This is a genomic window from Amycolatopsis sp. cg13, assembly GCF_041346965.1.
Lineage (GTDB): Bacteria > Actinomycetota > Actinomycetes > Mycobacteriales > Pseudonocardiaceae > Amycolatopsis.
On sequence record NZ_CP166848.1, the window covers coordinates 1,376,798 to 1,397,192 of the forward strand.

At 68.4% G+C, this 20,395-nt stretch carries 15 protein-coding genes and 1 pseudogene; 5 read left to right on the top strand and 11 right to left on the bottom strand.

Annotation, left to right across the window (positions count from 1 at the left end; genetic code table 11):
* Window positions 1-20: 20 nt before the first annotated feature.
* From AB5I40_RS06130 to AB5I40_RS06175, 10 genes are all read right to left on the bottom strand, one after another.
* On the bottom strand, window positions 21-1,481 hold the full coding sequence (locus tag AB5I40_RS06130) for an aldehyde dehydrogenase (RefSeq protein ID WP_370937442.1): 1,461 nt from the start codon (window positions 1,479-1,481) through the stop codon (window positions 21-23).
* Window positions 1,478-2,608, bottom strand: a complete 1,131-nt coding sequence (locus tag AB5I40_RS06135) for a Zn-dependent alcohol dehydrogenase (protein ID WP_370937443.1) — start codon at window positions 2,606-2,608, stop codon at window positions 1,478-1,480. The genes AB5I40_RS06130 and AB5I40_RS06135 overlap by 4 nt, the downstream gene beginning before the upstream one ends.
* A complete protein-coding gene (locus tag AB5I40_RS06140; protein WP_370937444.1) occupies window positions 2,605-5,037 on the bottom strand; it encodes an AMP-binding protein in 2,433 nt (810 codons plus the stop codon). The genes AB5I40_RS06135 and AB5I40_RS06140 overlap by 4 nt, the downstream gene beginning before the upstream one ends.
* Window positions 5,013-5,795 carry a gamma-glutamyl-gamma-aminobutyrate hydrolase family protein gene (locus AB5I40_RS06145; RefSeq protein WP_370937445.1) on the bottom strand — a complete coding sequence of 261 codons (783 nt, stop codon included), beginning with the start codon at window positions 5,793-5,795 and terminating at the stop codon, window positions 5,013-5,015. Before AB5I40_RS06145 ends, AB5I40_RS06140 begins: the two co-directional genes overlap by 25 nt.
* The gene (locus AB5I40_RS06150) at window positions 5,792-7,165 is read right to left on the bottom strand and encodes a glutamine synthetase family protein (RefSeq protein ID WP_370937446.1); all 1,374 of its coding nucleotides are present in this window, start codon (window positions 7,163-7,165) and stop codon (window positions 5,792-5,794) included. Before AB5I40_RS06150 ends, AB5I40_RS06145 begins: the two co-directional genes overlap by 4 nt.
* Complete coding sequence (locus AB5I40_RS06155) at window positions 7,158-7,817, bottom strand: hypothetical protein (RefSeq protein ID WP_370937447.1); 660 nt, start codon at window positions 7,815-7,817, stop codon at window positions 7,158-7,160. Before AB5I40_RS06155 ends, AB5I40_RS06150 begins: the two co-directional genes overlap by 8 nt.
* A gap of 44 nt (window positions 7,818-7,861) precedes the next feature.
* Window positions 7,862-9,289: an APC family permease gene (locus AB5I40_RS06160; protein ID WP_370937448.1), complete on the bottom strand. Its 1,428-nt coding sequence runs from the start codon at window positions 9,287-9,289 to the stop codon at window positions 7,862-7,864.
* Window positions 9,290-9,451: 162 nt separating this feature from the next.
* The gene (locus tag AB5I40_RS06165; RefSeq protein ID WP_370937449.1) at window positions 9,452-10,852 is read right to left on the bottom strand and encodes a flavin monoamine oxidase family protein; all 1,401 of its coding nucleotides are present in this window, start codon (window positions 10,850-10,852) and stop codon (window positions 9,452-9,454) included.
* Entirely contained in the window at window positions 10,849-11,748 is a 900-nt protein-coding gene (locus AB5I40_RS06170) for an alpha/beta fold hydrolase (protein ID WP_370937450.1), read from the bottom strand. Before AB5I40_RS06170 ends, AB5I40_RS06165 begins: the two co-directional genes overlap by 4 nt.
* Window positions 11,741-13,255, bottom strand: a complete 1,515-nt coding sequence (locus tag AB5I40_RS06175) for a flavin-containing monooxygenase (RefSeq protein ID WP_370937451.1) — start codon at window positions 13,253-13,255, stop codon at window positions 11,741-11,743. Before AB5I40_RS06175 ends, AB5I40_RS06170 begins: the two co-directional genes overlap by 8 nt.
* A 273-nt stretch (window positions 13,256-13,528) precedes the next feature.
* Between AB5I40_RS06175 and AB5I40_RS06180 the strand changes: the two genes are divergently transcribed.
* The 3 genes and pseudogenes from AB5I40_RS06180 (at window position 13,529) to AB5I40_RS06190 (ending at window position 16,199) form a co-directional block, all read left to right on the top strand.
* A complete protein-coding gene (locus AB5I40_RS06180) occupies window positions 13,529-14,233 on the top strand; it encodes a transporter (RefSeq protein WP_370937452.1) in 705 nt (234 codons plus the stop codon).
* Between the two features lie 125 nt (window positions 14,234-14,358).
* Window positions 14,359-15,340 (top strand): annotated as a pseudogene (locus AB5I40_RS06185) (NAD(P)/FAD-dependent oxidoreductase); the annotation flags it as partial.
* A gap of 181 nt (window positions 15,341-15,521) precedes the next feature.
* Window positions 15,522-16,199 carry an amidohydrolase family protein gene (locus AB5I40_RS06190; RefSeq protein WP_370940462.1) on the top strand — a complete coding sequence of 226 codons (678 nt, stop codon included), beginning with the start codon at window positions 15,522-15,524 and terminating at the stop codon, window positions 16,197-16,199.
* A 682-nt stretch (window positions 16,200-16,881) separates the two neighbouring features.
* Here the strand turns inward: AB5I40_RS06190 and AB5I40_RS06195 are convergent.
* Entirely contained in the window at window positions 16,882-17,949 is a 1,068-nt protein-coding gene (locus AB5I40_RS06195; protein ID WP_370937453.1) for a recombinase family protein, read from the bottom strand.
* Between the two features lie 165 nt (window positions 17,950-18,114).
* On the opposite strand from AB5I40_RS06195, the gene AB5I40_RS06200 reads away from it, so the two are divergent.
* The gene (locus tag AB5I40_RS06200) at window positions 18,115-18,294 is read left to right on the top strand and encodes a hypothetical protein (RefSeq protein WP_370937454.1); all 180 of its coding nucleotides are present in this window, start codon (window positions 18,115-18,117) and stop codon (window positions 18,292-18,294) included.
* Window positions 18,295-18,816: 522 nt separating this feature from the next.
* Entirely contained in the window at window positions 18,817-20,391 is a 1,575-nt protein-coding gene (locus tag AB5I40_RS06205; protein ID WP_370940463.1) for an NERD domain-containing protein, read from the top strand.
* Window positions 20,392-20,395: the final 4 nt, after the last annotated feature.

The following is a 20,395-nucleotide window of genomic DNA, read 5'->3' on the forward strand; positions in this document are numbered from 1 at the left end:
GGCCAGCCGATGACCGCTGCCTACATCGGCAGATCCGGCGAGTCGACTCCGACGACCCGATCGCCGCAGAACACCCGCACCGATTCCGCCGGGCCGTGGCCGCCGATGCCGGAGTGGCCCCAGAAACTCTGGGCGGAGCCGTCGCCGAGATCGGCGAGCTTCGCGCCGTTGACGCGCACCTCGCCCGACCTCACGTGGGCGCCAATCGCGATCGCGCGGTCGAGGTCGGTGCCGAACACATAGGCGTCCAGACCTGACGGGTGGGCGTTGGCGACGCGTAGCGCTTCCTCGTCCGAATCCACGCCGTGCAAGGAGACGACCGGCCCGAAAAGCTCGGCCGTCGTGCGATCCGGGTCGGAGCCGGCGGCGACTGCGGGCGAAAAGAAGAAGCCAGGCAGCCCGGGCAGGTCCCCGGGCTGGTCGATCTCGGCGCCGAGCCCGCGCAGGCCCTCGATCCGCTGGAGCAGAGTCCGGTAGTGCGGCTCGTTGGCGATCGGGCCGATGTCGGAGTCCTCGTCGAGCGAATGCCCGATCCGCAGCCGCGCGATCCGCTCGTCGAGGGCCTCCCGCAGCGGCCGCACCAGCCGGTGCGGAGCCAGGATCTTCCCCGGTCCCTCGCACCACTGGCCGTTCAGGTTCGTCAGGCCGGCGAGGATGCCGTCGGCGGTCACGTCGAGGTCGGCGTCCTCGAGCACGAGGACGGGATTGTTGCCGCCGAGCTCGAGCTGAAGGACTTTGAAGTCCTCGGCCGCGGCGCGGGCGATGGCCCGCCCGGCTCCCGGGCCGCCGGTGAAGGACACGACCTGGACCCGGCGGTCGCCGGTGAGCGCGGCCCCGATGTCAACCGCGCCGTGCACGAGTTGCAGCGCGCCGTCGGGCAGGCCGGCGTCGATGAAGCACTCGACGATGATCTGCGCGCTGGCAGGAGCGTGCTCGGACGGCTTGAGCAGCACCGGGCAGCCCGACGCCACCGCGCTCGCCACTTTCGCCGCCGGGATGAAGCTCGGGCCGTTCCACGGGGTGAGGATCGCGGCAGGCCCCCACGGCACCCGATGGAGCCGGACGTCACGGCCGCCGGCGGCGAGCGCGGTGACTCGGGAGAGCGCCCGGGTCTCGGCAGCGGCGCCTCGGATCCGGGCGGGGAGGAACGCGGCGAGTTTGCGGGTGGCGCTGATCGGGGTGCCGCTCGTGATCGCGTCGACGCGGGCGATCTCCTCGAGCCGCTCCTCGACGTTCGCCGCGGCCCGTTCGAGCGCCTCGGCCCGGCTGATGCGGAAGTCCTCGCCCGCCCAGTCGAGCGCGTCGTAAGCGCGCTGGGCGTACTGCAGCGCGCGTTCGAGGTCGTCCGGCGAAGTGGCTACCGCGCGATGGACCGGCTCGCGCGTGTTCGGGTCGACGTTCCAGCTGTCCAGCGCTCGGCATCGCACCCACTCGCCGGCGATATAGCTCGCCGGCTGGGCGAGCGTCATCGGAGTGTTCATCGAGTCTCCTGGTCGACGGGGGTTTCGGAACCTCTCGGCATGGCCACGACGATGCGGGTGACGTCGCCGGACTTCATCGCCTCGAAGCCCTCGTTGATCCGGTCGAAACCGATGACCTCGGTGACCATCTCGTCCAGCAGCAGCCTGCCCTGCTGGTACAGCCGGGCGAACTGGGCGATGTCCTCCCGCGCCTGCCCCGACCCCATGTACGAGCCGATCAGGCGCTTTTCGCCGAAGAAAAAGTCCGACGCGGGGAGGGTCAGCTGGGTGCCGCCGGGGGCGATGCCGACGAGGCAGGCGGTGCCGGCAGGCCGCACCACTTCGAGGGCAGTCGCCGCGGTGCGGGCCGAGCCGACGGCCTCGAAGGCGTAATCGACGCCGTCGTCCAGCACGCCCCGTATCGCACCGGCCAGGTCGTTCATGCCGCCGTTCAACGTGTGGGTCGCGCCGAAGCCGCGGGCAGCGCGCAACCTCTGCTCGTCAAGGTCGATCGCGACGATCGCCGACGCGCCCGCGAGCCGCGCGCCCTGGATGACAGCCGAGCCGACTCCACCGCAGCCGATCACCGCGACCGTGGATCCCGGACGCACCCGGGCGCCGCGGAACACCGCGCCGACGCCGGTGACGACGCAGCACGACAGCAGGCAGCCGACTCGGGTGGGCACGCCGTCGGGCAGCTTCACAGCGGCGTTCGCGCGCAGCAGGATGTGCGAGGAGAACGCGCCCAGGTCGCCGAGCCGGGCGACCGGCGTGCCGTCGGGCAAGGTATACGCGGGCCGCGGACGACGCCGGATCTCGTCGATCCGCTGGCACTGTGTCGAACGGCCCGCGTTGCAGTTCGCGCACTCGCCGCACGACGGGGTGAGCGCGCCGGTGACGTGGTCGCCCGGGCGCAGGCCCGGCACAGCCGAGCCGACGGATTCGACGATGCCTGCCACCTCATGACCGACCACCACCGGCACCTCGATGGCGACGGCACCGGTCATGTAGTGCAGGTCGCTGTGGCACAACCCGACGTGCGTGACGGCGATCCGCACCTCGTGCGGCTCGGGCTCGTCGACGTGGATGTCAGTCAGGCGCAGAGGTTCGCCCACCTTGGTGAGCACGGCCGCGCGAGTCGTGATCATCGGCTCTCTCCGGTCGCGGCGGAGGGCTTCCTGGCACTCCAGAAGCCCGCGATGCCGGCGGTCAACGCACCGCTGCTCCATGATGTGTCGGCCGCGGCGTCCTCCAGCGCGAACGCGCGCTCGATCTCTTCGGACGACGGCCGCAGCAGCGCGAGGTGCAGAGCTGTGTTGTTGCCGCCCTCCGGTGTCCAGGCGCGAACGGTCTCGACGGCGCGATCCAGCAGGTCGTCCAACTCGACTAGCTGGTCGAGCAGACCGATCCGCAGGGCTTCGTCGGCACCGACGCGCTCCGAGCCCAGGATCATTCGCATCGCGTGATTGCGGACGAGCCGAGGGAGCAACACGCTCGACGCGTTGGAGATGGTGAGGCCGCGAGCATTCTCCGGCTGGAAAAACGTGGTCTGAGGGGTGCCCAGCCGCGCGTCACAGCACAGCGTGATCTCCGAGGCGCCGCCCACCGCGATCCCGTTGATCGCCGCGACCACGGGGACCCGGGTCTCGATCACCGCGCGGGTGACATCGTGAAAAGTCTCGAAAGTCTGGCGCATTTCGGCGAACGTGGTCGGCGGAGCGCTGAGGTCTTCGCCCGCGCTGAACGCTCGGCCCGCGCCCGTGATCACTATGCCCCGGCACCGCTCGCCGGCGCCGTATTCCCGGATGAGCGAGGCGAGGCGCAGTCTCATCCCGACCGTCAGCGCGTTGAGCTTCGAGGGTCGCTGCAGGGTGATCACAGCGACCTCGCGGACCAGGTCGACGAGCACGTGTTCGGCGGCCGCGTCCGTCACGGCCGCGGTGGCCGACCGAGTCCCGTCGCGCAGGTCGAACGTGACGCCGGGAACCTCGGCCGCCCGAGCCCTGAGCGCGGGCTTCGACACCCGCTCCGACGGGGTTCGGGGAAACTCCGCGACGAATTCGACGTATCGCGGCACTTTGAACCGCGCGAGCCGCTCCGAGACCCGTCCGATAATCGCCTCGGCCGTCGTCCGGTCGCCGGTGGCGCCCGCCGCGAGCTGGACAAACGCCTTGACTTCCTCCCCCAGGACTTCGTCGGGCTCGGCGACGACCGCGGCCGCGACGACCAGGTCGTCGGTTTCGAGAGCTGCCTCCACCTCGGCGCTGGCCACGTTCTCGCCGCCGCGGCGGACCATGTCCTTGATGCGGCCGACGAGGCGGATCTCGCCCCGGTCGTCGGCGACCGCGAGATCGCCGGTGCGCAGCCAGCCGTCGCGCAGCGTCCGCGCGGTCTCCTCGGGCCGGTTCCAGTAGCCGAGCATCATCGGCGCACCGGATACGGTCAGTTCGCCCGGGGTGCCGGCCGGGGCTTCGACACCGTCGGGGTCCATAATCCTGACCCGTTTGGTGGGCACCGGTCTCCCGATGCTGCCGCTCCCGACGGCTCCGGCGTCGTCGAGCGGGCTGATGAGGTCGATCCCGCTCTCGGTCATGCCGTAGACCTCTCGCCACGGTGCGTCCCAGCGGTCCTCGAGCCGGGCGTGCAGCGCTGCGGGGATCGCGGAGCAGAACACCGCGCGCAGGCTGTTGTCCCGGTCGTCATCGGCGGGTGGCTGCTTGAACAGCAGCGTGGGCATCGATCCGAGGACGTAGCAGAACGTCGCGCCGTGGCGCCGCACGTCGGCCATGAACCCCGACGCGGAGAACCGCGGCAGCACCACCAGCGGCGCGCCGACAGTAAGTGCGAGCACCGTGTTCCACTGCGGGTCCATGTACGAGAAGGGTTGAGCCGTCAGCAGCACGTCGTCGTCGCCGAGGCCGGCCGCCGCGGCACAGCCCCAGGCGATGCTGGTCCAGTAGTCGTGGGTCAGCATGCACGCCTTCGGAAATCCGGTTGTGCCCGAGGTGTACTGCAGGTTGGCCAGAGTGTCCGGGGAGATCGCGGGACCGGGGGCGGTCGCGGGGAAACCTGCTTCCGCGGCGTCTGCGACGTCGACGACGCGGATGTCCGCGAGATCGGCGTCGCCGGACACCACCTCGCGCACCAACGGGCGATGCTCGGCGTCGGTGACGACCACCTTCGCGCCGGAGTCGCGCAAAACGAACGCCAGATCAGCCGCGCGGTACGCCGAATTGACGGGCACGGCGACGGCTCCGGCTTTGAGCACCGCGAACCAGCTCAGCGGCCACTGCGCGACGTTCGGCAGCATGATCGCTACGCGGTCGCCCGGCACCACGCCGTCGGCCTCGATCAGACGGTGCGCCAGTCGCGAAGACGACGCGTCGGCCTGCGCGTAAGTCCACGAAACATCACCGAAGCGCAGCAGCTCGGCATCAGGAGTGCGGGCAGTGCCCTCCCCCAGCAAGCCGGTGACGGTGCGCACCCGAGGCGTCTCCCCCATCCGGTCGAGCGCGACTGCTGGGCACCGCGCTGTTTCGCCGCCGGGCGTTGTCACGATTGCGGGGTCACCGGGCATTCTCCGGCCTCCTGCCGTTTTCTCGATTCGTCGACGATCCAGGCCATGGCCGGGTCGTCCCGTTCCATCCACTCGGGGTGCCACTGCACGCCGAGGATCGGCGCGCCGGGCGCCTCCACGGCCTCTGCCACCCCGTCGGGCGCGCGGCCCGTGACGACAAGCCCCGCGCCGCACTGGTCGACGGCCTGGTGGTGCCACGAGTTGGTGACAGCGCTGCCGCCGAAGATCCGCGCGGCCGTCGAGCCGGGCTCGAAGGTCACGAGGTGCTCGGCATCGCCGTCGGTGGGCGCGGCCAGAGGCGACTGATGAGGCACCGGGCCGTGCGGCAGGTCCGCGACGAGCGTTCCGCCCAGAGCCACGTTGAGCAGCTGCATCCCGCGGCACACTCCCAGCACGGGGATGCCGCGGGCGACGGCGGCGCGGGTCAGGGCGAACTCGTAGTCGTCGCGTTCGGGGTCGTGCGCGTGGGGATCGAGCCGAGGGTCGACGTCGCGGACCACGGAGGTGTCGCCGCCCCACCGGGCCGGGTGCACGTCCTGCCCGCCGGTGATCACCACCCCGGACATCCACTCGCAGGCATCCAGCGGATCCGCGTCGTAGGGCAGGTGCACGGGCACCCCGCCCGCTTTGGCGACGCGAGTGGCGAAGGCCGACATGAAAGAGTCCACGCACGCCGCGGCGTAGCGGTCGTCCGTCCCGGCGACCAAGCCCAGCCGGAACCGGCGGCCGGTGATCCCGACCAGTGGCTTGCCGCTCACGGGAACTCGAAGTAGCGACGGGACTCCCACGCGGAGAGCTCGGCGTAGGGGTCTCCGCCCTTGGTATGGAACTCCATCCACTCCCACCGGCGAGACGCCACCCAGAAGTCGACGAACTCGTCGCCCAGATACTCGCGGAGCACTGCGTCGCCGTCCAGCGCCGCGATGGCCTTCGTGATCGAGTCCGGGATCCGCTCGATCCCGCTGTCGTCGGGCAGGCACCACGCCATGTCGTCGACCTGCGGCGGGGCCTGCATCCGTCGTTCGATGCCGGCCACCACCCCGGCCAGCACGCCGGCCAGTGCGTAGTACGGGTTGACGTCGGAGCCCGGCAGGCGGTATTCGAGCCGCGAGTACTTGGGGTGGCCGGCGATGGCGCGCACCGCGGCGGTCTTGTTGTTGACGCCCCAGGAGATGGTGGTCGGCGGGCCGCTGAGGTCGACCAGGCGCCGGTACGAGGTGATCTGCGGCAGCGCCAGCAGGGTGTTTCCCGCCATCGTGGCCATCAGTCCGCCGACGGCCTGCAGCATGACCTCGGACGGCCCGTCAGGTGCGTAGAACTGATTCGCGCCGTCGCGGTGCAGCGAGAGGTTGATGTGCGCGCCCTGCCCGAACCCGGAGGTCGGCTTGGCCATGAAGGTCACCGTGTGGTCCTGCTCGAACGCGACTTCGCGCATCACTTGCTTGGTGCGCGCCCAGGAGTCGCTGAGCGACACCGGATCGGCGGGTGCGAGGTTCAGCTCGGTCTGGCCCGCGGCCGCCTCGTCGGTCCACGCTTCCCAGGCGATGCCGAGCTCGTCGAGCCGGTCGGTGACGGCCTCCAGGTAGTCGACCCAGTCCTTCGACCTCGCCAGGTGGTACGTGGCCCCGGTGGCTCCGCCGAGCGGGGTGAGATCGCGGTAGCCGCGGGCCCGCGCCTGCTGGACCGACTCCTCGAACAGCGTCGTTTCGATCTCCACCGCGACCGTGGCGGAGTAGCCGAGCTCCCGCAGGTGCTCGGCCAGCCTGCGCACCATGTTCCGCGGGCAGATCGGAACGGGCCGCCCGTCCCGGAGCCAGTAGTCGCCGATGACGGCATCGAGGCCGGGCTTCCACCGCACCAGCGTGTCCATGTCGGGAATCATCGAGATGTCGTAAAGGTTGCCGCGCCAGTCCGGGAAGGCATCGCCGAATACGAACTCGTCGCCGAGGTCGATCGCGAACAGGATGTCGGCGAAGGCGAAGCCCGATTCCCTGCCGGACGCGAACTTCGCCGGTGTGACGGTCTTTCCCAGGAAGCTGCCGTCGTGCCCGGTGGCCTCCAGCCGGACCGCTTTCGCGGGCGCTGACGGCGCGGGCCCGGCGGAGTCCGGCCGGGTGTGCTCAGACATCGAATCGAACCTTCCACGAGGCGGCCGTCATGACCGACACCTGTGAGAGCGTCCCCTGGACCCGCAGGCCGGAGTCCAGAGAGGTGAGGAGGTAGTCGGCGCCGGTGAACACTCCTGCGAGCGCGTCGGGCGTGCCGGCCATGCGGTACGCGACCGGACCTGCGCCGAACCGCGCCTCCTGGGGGCCGTCCGGTCCGTGCGCGACCACGACGAGGACATCGGGAATGCCGCGGATGCCGCGGGTCGCCTTCCAGAAGCTCTCGGCTGCCTCGTGCCACGCGGGCAGCGGAGGGCGCAGGGCACGATGCAGCCCTCGAGCCAGTTCCGCGTCGCCGTCTGGATCCTGGGCGAGCGAGAAACGGGCCTCGAGATCGACGACCAGCGTCGCGTCGGCTGGCGCGAAGAGGCCGCCGGACACGGTGACGGCACCGCCGTGCAGCGTGACCGTGGCGGCCTGCGGGGTGTTGTGCGAGCGGACGGCGACCGTTCCGCCGCCGTGATCAAGCACCTCCGGGGCGTGGCCGATCCGGATCGCGTCGCGCAGAGTCCGACCGAGCAGCCGGACAACGGGCGTGGCATCCTCGTCGATCTCGATCCGGGCCGGCGCACGCCGAGCGTCCATGCCCGGGGTGATCGTCGGTGCTTCCGTCATCGTCAGACCTTTCTTCCAAGACAGGTGCGGTGCTGGCGGGGCGGTCATTCAAGGGCGGCGTAGGTTTCCGGCCGGCGCCGGCGCAGGAACGCCGCCCAGACGAGGCCGCCGGCGTATGCCGCGACGACGACCGTGAGGAAGACGTTGGCTCCGGTACGCGACCCGATCAGAAGCTCGAAGTTTCCGACGACGAGCACGAGGATCGTCCCGAGCGCGCCGAATGCGAGTGCGGGGGCGACCGAGCCCGCCCACGCGGTCGCCGTGCGGGCCCGGCGAAAGTGCACGACGACTGCCGCGGACGTCAGAGCCAGCAAGACGATCAGCCCCAGGGTTCCCGCACCGCCGAACCAGGCATAGATCTCGACAACGGGATCGAAGCCGGCGATCGCCGTGGCCGCGAGCAGCACGCCGATCATCCCGGAGGTAAGCAACGAGGCCAGGTGCGGCGATCGATGCGCGCGGTGCACCGAGCCGAGCGAGACCGGAAGCGCGCCCTGCCGCCCGAGAGCGAACAGGTAGCGGGCCACCACGTTGTGCGCGGTGAGCACACAGGCGAAGAAGCTCGTGACGAGAAGAACCTGCATGACGTCGTGGGCGGCCCGGAACAGATAGCGGGTGGCGAGGCCGGGCGCGAGTCCTTCGGGGTCGTGCGCCGCGAGATCCACAGCGTGCGCGATGCCCAGCCCGTTGATCATCGCCCAGGACGAGAAGGAATAGATCACCGCGATCAGGATGACCGCCAGGCTCGTGGCCGTCGGGATCGTCCGGTCGGGATCCTTGGCCTCGGACCGGAAGACGGCGGTGGCTTCGAAGCCGACGAAGCCGAAGACTGCGAACATGATCCCGGTGCTGGTGCCGCCGCTGGTGAACGCTTCCCAAGTCAGCGGGTCCGCGGAGAGACCGTGGTCGCCGCCGCGCAGCACGACGGCGAAGTCGACGAGGACGACGATCCCGATCTCCGCGACGAGCAGCGCGCCGAGCACTCGCGCGCTGACCTCCACGTTGCGGTACCCCAGGTAGCCGATAGCGGTGAGTCCGGCGGCCGCGAGGCACCACCAGGGGACCGAGCCGCCGGTGAAAGTCCGGATCGCATTGCGCGCAGCGGCCCCGAAGTAGGCCGAGACGGCGACGGTGACGAGTGAGTACGCGACGAGGGCGAGTGTCGCGGCTCCCAGCCCGGCGCCGGTGCCGAGGCCGCGTTGGACATAAGAGTAGAAGGCGCCCGCGTTGCGCACCTCAGGCGTCATCGCCGAATACCCGACGGTGAACAGCAGGAGCACGACTCCCACGAGCACGAAGTCGATCGGAGTTCCGACGCCGTTCCCCGAACCGAGCATCAACGGAATGAGTCCGGCGAACACTGTCAAGGGCGCGGCCATCGCCACGACCATGAAGACGATCTGCGAGACGCCCAGCGTCCGGACCAAGCCGGCGGCAACCTCCGGCGTTCGTTCCTCCCGTTGCTGGCTCATGACAACCGTTCCCGTCCGATGGTGCTTTTCACGATCTGGATCTCCCTCGATCCGGGGCTGGGCCGGCCGGCGAGACGGTGCCCGTTCCGCGCGACAGCGCGTCGGTCTCGCACGCATTCGCCGGAATCGGCCACGCGAAGGACCGTCCGGACGGCTCAGCGCCTATCCCGCGCGCCGGCTTGTCGCCTTCACGCGCCCCGTGTCCAGCACCTCCCGGACGGCGCGCTCCGCAGCACTGACCGCACCGTCGAAATAGCCCTGATTGACCGTCGCGGTTTCCGTGCCGGCCCAGTGGATCCGCCCGACCGGCTGGCGATCCGCGTCCGTGTACTGGGTCAGCGAGCCGGGGGCGCGGGAGCCGACGCAGCCGCTGATCCACGGCTCGTGCGTCCAGTCTTTTTCGAGATAGGCGGTCGGGTTGGCCGCCCGCGGCCCGAACAGCACGGTCAGATCGCCGAGGAAGGCGGAGCGCCGCGCGGAGGGGTCGTCGAGGATCGAGTCGGGCCAGTGCTGGCCGCTTCCGGCGCCGGCGGTGCCGACGAAGCCCAGCAGGATCCCGACGCTGCCGTCAGGCGGGGAGTTGTCGACGACGTACTGAGCGACCGGCAGGTCCGAGACTGCCTGGCCGTTGAGTCCCTGCTGCCGCCAGAACGGGCGGTCGTAGACGGCGAAGAGCTTGCTCTCCGCGCCGATGCTCCAGCGACGCTGCAGCATCGTGCGGCGGGTGGGCAGGCTGGGCTCGACGCGGATCCGGGCGGCGTCGGCGGGCGACATCGCGACGATCGCCCGCTCCGCGCGGATGTCGGCTCGCGCGGAGCGGACCGAGACTCCGTCGCCGTCTTGCGCGATCTCGACGACCGGGGAGCCGAGCACCACGGCGTCTCCCAATTCCGCGGCCAGGCGCTCCGCGATCCGGGCCGTGCCCCCGACCACCCGCGATTCCTGTGCCCCGCCGGTGATGTTGAGCGTGTGCTCGATCCCGCCGGCGCCCCGGATCCGCGCCAGTTGCACCAGCAGCGACGTGGAGTGCGGGTCCTCGGAGTTGGTGACCGAGAAGCCGATCGTGAACATCTCCTTGGCCTCGGCGGTCATCGCGTTCGCGTCGAGCCAGTGCCCGAAGGTCGTGGCGTCCCAGGAGCGGGCGCGGCGCGCGGTCCACGGAGCGTCGAGCGGCACGGTTTTCGCCATCCGCTCCAGCCGCAGCTGCAACTGGGCGAAGTCGGCGAGAGCGAGCGGGCTCAACGGCGGCACGAGACCGGAGTACCGCTTCGAGCGCCCGCGGCGACGGTAGATCGACTCGCCGTCGACGTAGGTCTTGAAAGTGCTCAGCCCCAGTTCGTCCAGCAGCGAGAGGATCCGGTCCTGGCCCGGCCCGACCCACTGGCCGCCGCCTTCGGTGATCACGCCGTCGGCGACGTCGAGGTTCATCGTGCGGCCGCCGACCCGGTCTCCGGCCTCGACCACTACGACCGACCGCCCTGCCTGGGTCAGCCGCCGCGCCGCGGTCAATCCGGAGATCCCGGCTCCGATGACGGCGACGTCCGCGGTGCGCGACTCTGTCATGCTGATGCCCTTTCGAGGTGTTGGACTACGTGGCCGGCGACGAGAGGGGCCAGCACGTCGGGCAGGTGATGGCCCATTCCGGGAATGACGATGTGCCGCGAACCCGGAATCGCGGACGCGGTCGCGACGCCCCCGGAAGGCGCGACAACGCGGTCCCGGTCGCCGTTGAGCACCAGGGTGGGAGCGGTGATGCGGGCGATTTCCGCCGTCCGGTCGCCCGAGGCTTGGATGGCCTGGACCTGTCGTGCGGTGCCCGCCGAGCCGTCGCCGTCGGTGCGGTTCCACGTCTCGACGGCGTGGCTCGTTTCTTCGACCTCGTCAATCGGGAAGTCGATGCCCGCGATATGCGTCGTCAGTCGAAGGTGCGCTCGCACGGCCTGCATCCGGTTCCGCGGCGGCGAGGCTGCGAGCAGCGCCAGGGTCGAGAGGGCTGGCTGCCCGGCCTTCCGGTTCCCGGTGGTGGAATACAAAGAGGTCAGCGACCTGGTGAGCGCCGGGTGCCGGGCCGCGACGGTCTGCGCGATCATCCCGCCCATGGACCGTCCGACGAGGTGCGTTGGCCCCAGGCCGAGGTGCTCTATCAGCTGCGCGGCATCAACCGCCATGTCAGCCAGCGTGTAGGTGTCCCGGCGAGGCCGGGCGAGCAGTTGCCGCAGCGTGCTCGGCGGCGGCGTGGTCGCGTAAGCGGAACGGCCGCAGTCCCGGTTGTCCATCCGGATCACCTGGAGGCCGGCCGCGGTCAGAGCGGACACGAACAGCGGCGACCAGGTCGTCAGGTCCTCCGCGAGGCCGGCGACGAGCAGGACCGGCGCTGCGCCGGGCTCGCCGTCGACGCGATAGCAGACCCGCGTGCCGTTCGGGAGGGTGACGAAACGGTCTTCGACGTGGTCAGGCACCGATCCCCTCCCGTGCCGCCGAGCTTGCGCTCTCCGCGCCGGCGGAGGATCCGAACCGCAACGCCTCGTCCAGAAGGGGACCCCGCAGCAGCTTGGCGTCCTGCGGGTACGACATCGACATCTGCCACCTGCCCGTGCCCTGCTTCGGGGTGGTCTCGCGAGCCCGCTGTGCGTAGCCCGAGCTGAGGTCCATGACCGGCCGCGTCTCCATCGCGGGATCGGCCTCGACGACGACGCTGTCGTAGCCGGAGGCGTCCATGTGCGCGGCCAATGCGCAGAAGTAGCGGCACAGGATGCCGACCTTCAGCGTCCACGACGAGGTCGTGTAGCCGATCGCGATGGCGAGGTTGGGAATCCCGGAGAGCAGCGTGCCGCGGTAGACGACACGTTCGGCGAGGTTCACCGGCGCACCGTCGACGACCAGCTTGATACCACCGAGCAGGCGCACGTTGAGACCGGTCGCGGTGACGATCAGGTCGGCGTCGAGGTGCTTTCCCGACTCGAGCAGAATCCCCGACTCGGTGAACCGCGTAATCCGGTCGGTGACGACCGACGCGCCGCCGTCGCGCAGCGCGGCGAAGAAATCGCCGTCGGGGGAAAGGCACAGGCGCTGGTCCCATGGATCGTAGGGCGGGTTGAAGTGGGTGTCCACATCGAAGCCTTTGGGCAACAGCTTCTTGTTGACGCGCCGGATGAACGCGCGGCCCAGGCGAGGGAACGTGCGCAGCGACTTGACCACACCCCGGTCGATCCAGATGTTGAGGAAGCGGGTCATCGCGTAGCCGCGGCGTTCGCCGAACAGCCGGGTCAGCAGAAGCGCGACCGAATCGACCTTAGGCCAGGGCACCACGTATGTTGGGGTGCGCTGCAGCATCGTCACATGCTCCGCCGCGCGCTCGCCGGTCAGCATCGACGGGATCAGCGTCACCGCGGTCGCGCCGCTGCCGATCACAACGACCTTCTTGCCCTCGTAGTCGTAGCCCTCGGGCCACTGCTGCGGGTGAATGATCTCGCCGGCGAAGTCCTCTCGGCCCTCGAAGTGCGGGGTGTAGCCCTCGTCGTAGCGGTAATACCCGGTGCCCGCGAAGATCCAGTTGGCGGTGACGCGCTTGTCGCCGTCGGCAGTGCGCACGTCGATCGTCCACCGCGCGTCGACGCTGGACCATTCGGCGCGCTGCACGCTGTGCCCGAGGCGGATGCGCCTGCCGAGGTCGTTCTCCTCGACTGCCTCGCGCAGGTAGTTCAGGATCTTGGGGCCTTCCGCGATGGCGGCGCGGTCCTTCCAGGGCTTGAACTCGTAGCCGAAGGTATGCAGATCGGAATCCGAACGAATGCCAGGATATTTGAACAGGTCCCAGGTGCCGCCGATATCGTCCCGCCCCTCGAACACGACGACGCGCTTGCCGGGAAAAGCCTCGACGATGTACCGCGCCGCGCCGATACCGGAAATGCCGGCACCGACAATGACGATGTCGAATTCCTCGGGTCGCTGCTTCGATGCGTTCATCGTGAGGGCCTTTCGGTGGAGATCACGTCGATGTGCGCTTCCACGGTGCCCGCCACGGATGCCCCCGCTCTACGCCGCGATGCCCCGTTCTTCAGGACGGCATGGTGCACAGTGCACCACCAGGACTGTCTCGGAACCGCTCCACCTGGCATCGCGGTGCAGTATGTTGCGGCATTCGCGATAGGTCGTTGCACATCGGCGTAGCGGGCGTCCTCGCGGGCAGGCCACTGTGGAGTCGCGCGAGATCACGGTCACACCCAAGGAGGCGCTGCTATGCGCGACATACTTTTCGCCGCGGCGGACATCTGGATGATCACAATCGGACTCGTCTTCGGCGTGAAGTTCATCCGAGGCCACCGCAACTATTTGATCGGCCTCGAATGGATCATCATGGGCGTGTCCGGGACCAATTTCCTGATCTACGGGGTCACCGAGGCCGGTCCCGATTCCCCGCCCCACCACATCGCTTTCTTCCTGGACGCGTTCTCGCGCTCGATCGGGTTCACCCTCATCCTCGTCCTCGGGTTGCTGGTCGTCACCCATCGGTACAAGCCCACGGTCCGAGCCGAAGTGGGCGCCTTCGCCCTGGCCGCGATCCTCGGATTCGTCCTGTCCGAGTTCGCCGACGTGATCGGCCTCCCGGGCAAGGTGTTCTTCCTGATCACGGCGCTCGCGACCTCCGGCTTCCTGTGCTACTTCGCATGGCGCCTCCGGGAAATCGGCGAACGCGCCCACGCCGCGTGGATCGTCGGCGCCACCGCGCTGAACGTGGTCGTCGCGTCGATCTACGACTTCTGGCGCATCCCCGGCGACGACGCCGACCACACCCGGTTCTACATCCTCGCGCTGTTCACCTGGGGCCTGGCAATGCTCGTCATCTACCGGGCGTACACCGCCTTCGCCGCCCACGACAAGCGGGGCGGCGCAGGTGCCCTCCCAACCCCCGTCTCTCCCGCCCCAGGAGCTGAAATCGCATGAGCACCACCGCGAATACCACCTACACCGCCTTCACCGGATGGGTCGACCCGCCCACCGACCTCCGGCCGCCGCCGACGGAGAACCTCTCCTGCCCCGTCGCGGTCATCGGAGGCGGACTCGCCGGCATGGCAACCGCACTCCGTCTCGCGGAACACGGCGTCGACGCTGTGCTGCTGGAATCGGACTTCTGCGGGCACGGCTCGGGCTCCCGCAACGCCGGCCAGCTGGCGAGCGCGCCCGGCGGCGACATCCAGCTGCTGACCCTGCTCTACCGCAAGCGCATGCCGGCGATCATCCGTCTCACCGAGAACGCCGCCGGCCACGTCGAGGGCCTGATCGAAGCGCTCGGCATCGACTGCGACTACGAGGCCACCGGCAACGTTTTCGCCGCCGTCTCCCGCGGCCAGCTGGGGCGGACGCGTCGCATCGCGAAGATCCTCCGCCGGGCCGGGGCCCACGTCGCGGAGGGAACGGCTCGCGAACTGGGCATCCCGCACGGTTTCCTCGGCGGCATGCGCGAGATCAAGGGCGGAATCATGGAATCCCGGGAAGTTCCTGCGGGGCCTGCGCGACGCGGTGCTCGCCTCGAGCGTGCGGGTCTACGAGCAGTCGAAGATCGTCAGTATCGTCGACGGCGCGGACGGGGTCGCCATCGAGACTCCCCGCGGGGCGGTCCGGGCACAGAAGGCGGTGCTGGCCACGAACGCCTACGCGGGCGAATGGGACATCACGCCGAAACGCTTGTCGTCGCCGATGCGGGTCACCGAGGTCGAGACCGAGCCGATCGACCCGGAGCGTCTCGCCGCTCTCGGGCGGACGAGCCGATCCGGGCTCATCACCCAGCACAACATCATGGAGAACTACCGGCTCACAACCCGGAACACCATCGTGTTCGGAGTCCGGAAAATCGAGCGCGCCGCGAGCTATCCGCTTCCCGAGCGCAGTCCCGACCCGGCAGTGGCCGCCGACCTCGCAAGCGCGTTCGCGCGGCGCTTCCCGCCTCTCGCGGACGTGGCAATCGCCCGAGCGTGGGGCGGCTGGATCGGGATCACCTCGACCTGGCTGCCAGTGGCCGGGACGATCGGCGGCAACGTCTGTTACTCCCTCGCCTGCAACGGCCACGGGCTCGCCCAGGCCACGTACATCGGGTCACTCGTCGCGGATCGGATCGCCACCGGCGGCACGCCGGACGATCTGCGCACCATCTGGGCCGACGAACCGAAGTTCGGCCGTGCGGTCCCGCTGATGATGGGACGCCTCGGGCTGCGCGCGGCGTGGACTGTGGACCGTGGACCGGATCAACGACATGATCAACGGCAGCAAGCGAAACGCGCGCAAGGGATTCGCCGCTGCACCGCGCGCCGAACTTGTCACCGCGAACTACAACGGCACCCACCTCGGCGACGAGACTCTTCTCCCGCTCTGGGAACAGCTCAACGAATGGGGCTCCGTCGTCTTCGTCCACCCAGACGCCCGACGGCCCCCGACCTTGGACCACCCGGCACCGCTGTACGAAGTAGCCTTCGAGACCGCCAGAACCGTCTTCGACATGCTGTTCCGCAGAGTCTTCACCCTCTTCCCCGACATCACCTTCGTATTCGCGCACTGCGGTGGAGCATTTCCCGCACTCGCCGGCCGAGTCTCGTTGCTGGGGAACGAACCATGGGTGCCGCACGGGCTCCCGGCACAGGACCTGGCGCACCAACTGGAAAACCTCTACGTCGACACTGCCGCAACAGCCTTCTCGAGTTCGCTCCTGCCAGCGGCAGCGACTCTGGGCACCGACCACATCGTGTACGGCAGTGACTGGGGAGCGCCGTGCACCACCGTGGCCACCGCCGAAGGAAACCGGAACAGCCTGCAACACTGTGGTGCACTGACCGCCGCGGAGAACGCGGCCGTCCGGCGACGCGCGCTGGACCTATTCCCCCTCGCAGCCCGCCGACTAGGCATCACGCCAGCCTGAGCGGCAGGAAACCCGGCCTCAGCCCTGGCCGGCCCGGTCGACTGCGAACTGCCGAGCTGATCGCTTCGAACCGTCGCCCCCGCGGGAGAAGGGTCCGCCGGGGCCTTCCTGCTGACGCAGAGCCGGGCGCTGTGCGACATCCGCCGGCAGTCGAGCACCGTGGATTTCCGTGGACCGGACGACCCGCGATGGGGAGCTGGACAGTTCATACGACCGATTCGGCCGCACTGTATCCGTGGAGTGACGGAACCTGGGCGGTGCCGCTATGTCTTCCTGTCCGCGTCGGCAGGACGTCTCCGCCCCAGGAAGCAAGGTCCGGGAGTCTCCGGTGAGCACCGGACTGGTGCTCACCGGAGCCCTCGCACCGTCCGCCCTGTTCACAAGTAGGTAGCCAATTCGCATTCGGCTCGTTGGTGGACACCTGTGACGAGCGGTGTCGGCACGCAGTCGCGCACGAAGTTCCCGAACGCTGCTCACCATCGACCAGGTCAGCAAGCGGTTCGACCGCGAGCGCATGCGACTGCACCGAGGTCCCGGCGGGCGGTGAACGGCACGCGCTCCAGTGACAGCCAGGCCATCCCAGAACTGCACGCACATCAGGTCGAGTTTCGACGCCGCTGGCGAGCCGACTCCACCCATTGAATCCGTGCTGCTCCCGTTTGCGTTCAGTCGCCGATCGGAGCTATGGTCCGTCGCATGAATACGCATCCTGCGCAGGGATGCAACGAAAGGGTGTTCGTGTCCCCCCTCGGACACGCGTACTAACCCTACGGGGTGGGCGGATGGTCACATCGACCATCCGCTCTTTCGCGTTATAGACCAGTTCCAGGCCGATCTCCTCGTATAGCTCTTGCAGCCGGGCCGGGCTCGCGCTGATCACCTGTCTCCCGGCGTCCGCCAGCGAGTCGACCAGCGCTTCGACGTCCGCTCTCCCCAGCTCTGAGCCTGCCGGAGTCCTCGCCAACTCCTCTGCCGCCGCGTCGCGTTCCTCCCTCGCGCGGTTCAACGGTTCAATCAGCGCTTCCAGGTCCGCACCGGCCTCGATGGCCTGCGTAAGCCTCGCCAATCGAGTCTTCGCTTGAGTCAGCCGCCGCTGAGCATCCGCGGTGCGCTGCGGGTTGACGTTCACGTCGCCAGCGACGCCCAGCATTGCGTCCACAGTTGCGTCACGTTGATCCTCCGAGAACGCATCGTGGATGTAGCTGTTCAACGGACCTAGCAACGCCGCTTCCGGCAGATAGATGTTCTTCGGGTGATCCGTCAAAGCTGGCGATCCGGGAACGAGCGTCCGAGCAGCGCACCGGTAGTAGATCCGCGTGTCCCGCGGCGTCCCCTCCATCTTGCGTTTGCAGTGATCGCACCGGACTCGCCCGCGAAACGCGTACGTCCACTTCGTGGCCTTCGGTCCTCGCTCCAGCTTCCGACGCGCTTCGAGACCACCAGCCGCGCGAGACCGGCGAGCGAGCTGAACCGCAGTGAAGTCCTCCACCGAGATGATCTCCGGATGCGCTGGCTTGCGTGACCGGACAACCCGGTCAGCCGACGCGCGCCGGAACCGCGTCACATGCCCAGCCGCAACGTCGTCCGGATCTAGCAGCATCTCCTGCCGTGCCCACCTACCGAAGAACGCGTACCCGGTGTACCGCGGATTCTCCAGAATCGACCGGATCGTGCTGCCCTGCCACCCGTCCGCGAGGCGATGCTTGTTCTGCTCAGGACGACGCGCGGACGGACACCGAATCCCCGTCACGGTTCAACCCGTTGGCGATCGCGCAGGCAGAACGGAAAGGTGGAGACATGGCTGACTCTCCGGCAGTTGAAGGCTGACCGGCTAGCGGAACTGCCGCATACCCTCGACTGCATCTCGGCCGGCGGGGCATAGGCCGTTCGGGTTGATGGCTCGATGATCCGTAAGGTGCTCGCGACCCCGGAGTCTTTGATGAAGGTCTATCGCGAAGACTTGCACCAACCGCGCCGACTCATCTCCGACGGCGAGCCCGCCCACGATGCGATCGCCGTCTCACGCCGCCGCTACCGGCTAAAGATGTTCCACCAACCTCTTGACGACCCCTACTTCGACTTCGAGACCGTTTAGATACCCGCCACGAAGCGTGGCAGCAGTGGAACAGCGGTTCTCTGAAGACAACACTGGATCCCCTACGTTTTCCTCACCGTATTGCGTATCATCTTGCGGAATGAGCATAATCTAAAACACCTAAAGGCCGGAGTGTTGAAAACGACACGACGACGTCGAAAAGCGGCCTAACTAAGTGTTCGTATTTGTACGACGGTTAGCCGACACGCAGGGCGAGGAGCATGTGGCTGACCGAGGAGCTGCGTGAGAGATCCAGCCAAACGGCGCCCGGGCCAGCGTCGGGTCCGAAGAGCATAAAAGCAAGGTTGAATGGTTCCCGAAGGCGCCTGGCTCACTGTGGAGAACCGACATGCAGATGTGACCAAGCATCACTTCTGGACTATGTAATCATGTCACCCGAACTAACGATGGACTGTCGGCGCGCGGCCGTCCAGGTGATCCAAGGGGGACTCCGCTGAAATTCTCGAACAAGTTTTCGACCGCCCTCCCCGCGCGTAGCGATGCAGGCAGGTTACCGTGCGCATGATCCCGGACTCGGTGCACTCCAGTGCCAGTCGCGCAGAGCAGGAGATTTTCTCCCAGCTAGCCGCACTCGAAGTGGCGACGGGGTGGGAATATGCCCTGCACAGCACCAACTTGCCTGAGCACGACCGGAAACGGGTCTGCGAGATCGATTTCCTGCTGTTGGGCGAACGTGGCTTGCTGCTACTGGAAGCTAAGGGAGGCGAGATCCTCCTGAAGAAGGACGTGTGGCACACGCGCGACCTCAAGGGCAACCGGCACCGGCTCAAGGAGAGTCCTCTCGACCAGGCCCAGACGAGTATGTTCGCCTTGGCGAGAGTCCTCCGCCGCATCACCGCCGACCCGCAGCTGGTCGAGCGCACGGTGTTCGGCTACGGAGTTGTCTTCCCAGACAGCGAGTTCGACGCGGTCAGCGTGGAGTGGGCTCCGGAGATGGTGATCAACTCGATTCGACTGGCCTCCGAGGGGTGGCTGGACTGCCTCGACCGGTTGGGTGCGTTCTGGGAGAGGAAGCCGGACAACCGTGGTCCTCTGTCCGCCGATGACGTCGAGCGCTACCTCAACGTCCTGCGCCCCGACTTCGACCGTGTGCTGTCCTTGCGCCGTCTCGACGACATGGTGGAGAAAGAACTCGTTGCCCTGACCAGGAGCCAGTACAAGGCACTTGACCAGCATCGGAGGAATCCGCGACTGGTGTTCGAGGGCGGTGCCGGGACGGGCAAGACCATGCTTGCAGTGGAGATGTGCCGACGTGTCCGAGACTCCGGCGAACGTATCCTGCTGACATGCCACAGTCACATCCTGGCAGCCTTCATCCGTTCGCAGCAGGACTTGGACGGCATTACCGCAGTACCGTTCGACGAGATGTCGACCTTTGGTGCGGACACCTTCGACATGGTCGTGGTGGACGAGGCACAGGATGTCATAAACGGACATGGCCTCGATGTGCTGGACAGCGTGCTGTCCGGCGGATTGGCAGATGGTCGCTGGGCCTTCTTCCTCGACTCCAATAACCAGCGTGGACTGGTTGGGCGCTACGAGGACCGCGCTAAAGCCAGGCTCGACTCGCACCGACCCACCTTTGTCGACCTGATGGACAACTGCCGGAACACGATCGAAATCGTCCGCGCAACCCAGGAGCGGACCGGCGCCGACTTGGGGGTGACCACGGCCGGACACGGCCGCGAGGTCGTAGTGGTCGAGGAGGACCGCGGTAAGGCAATCATCGCAGTGTCTGCGGCCTTGGCCGAGCTCGAAGAGCACGGCGTGCCGCTCGAGCAGGTCGTGCTGCTGTCACCGCACGACCTGGCCGCATCGATCTTCGTCGACCTGCCCGTCGAGTGGCTTGAGCGGGTCGATGTGCTGGACCTGATGCGCATGCGCCGTCCTGGCCGCGGACGCGTCGGGTTCGCGCAGGTCGCCGACTTCAAGGGGCTGGAGAGCCGGTACGCCTTCTTGGAGGTGGACGCCGCGACGGACGATCGGGCTGCGCGCGCCCAGTTGTACGTGGGCATGACTCGCGCCAAGGCCGCGCTCTGGGTGGTCAAGCCGGACGCATCGGGGGCAGATCAGTGAGAAG

Coding starts and splice junctions, on each gene's coding strand:
- AB5I40_RS06205 (WP_370940463.1), top strand. CDS start 18,817: ATGATCCCGGACTCGGTGCACTCCAGTGCCAGTCGCGCAGAGCAGGAG.
- AB5I40_RS06155 (WP_370937447.1), bottom strand. CDS start 7,817: ATGACGGAAGCACCGACGATCACCCCGGGCATGGACGCTCGGCGTGCG.
- AB5I40_RS06135 (WP_370937443.1), bottom strand. CDS start 2,608: ATGATCACGACTCGCGCGGCCGTGCTCACCAAGGTGGGCGAACCTCTG.
- AB5I40_RS06160 (WP_370937448.1), bottom strand. CDS start 9,289: ATGAGCCAGCAACGGGAGGAACGAACGCCGGAGGTTGCCGCCGGCTTG.
- AB5I40_RS06165 (WP_370937449.1), bottom strand. CDS start 10,852: ATGACAGAGTCGCGCACCGCGGACGTCGCCGTCATCGGAGCCGGGATC.
- AB5I40_RS06140 (WP_370937444.1), bottom strand. CDS start 5,037: ATGCCCGGTGACCCCGCAATCGTGACAACGCCCGGCGGCGAAACAGCG.
- AB5I40_RS06130 (WP_370937442.1), bottom strand. CDS start 1,481: ATGAACACTCCGATGACGCTCGCCCAGCCGGCGAGCTATATCGCCGGC.
- AB5I40_RS06150 (WP_370937446.1), bottom strand. CDS start 7,165: ATGTCTGAGCACACCCGGCCGGACTCCGCCGGGCCCGCGCCGTCAGCG.
- AB5I40_RS06180 (WP_370937452.1), top strand. CDS start 13,529: ATGCGCGACATACTTTTCGCCGCGGCGGACATCTGGATGATCACAATC.
- AB5I40_RS06175 (WP_370937451.1), bottom strand. CDS start 13,255: ATGAACGCATCGAAGCAGCGACCCGAGGAATTCGACATCGTCATTGTC.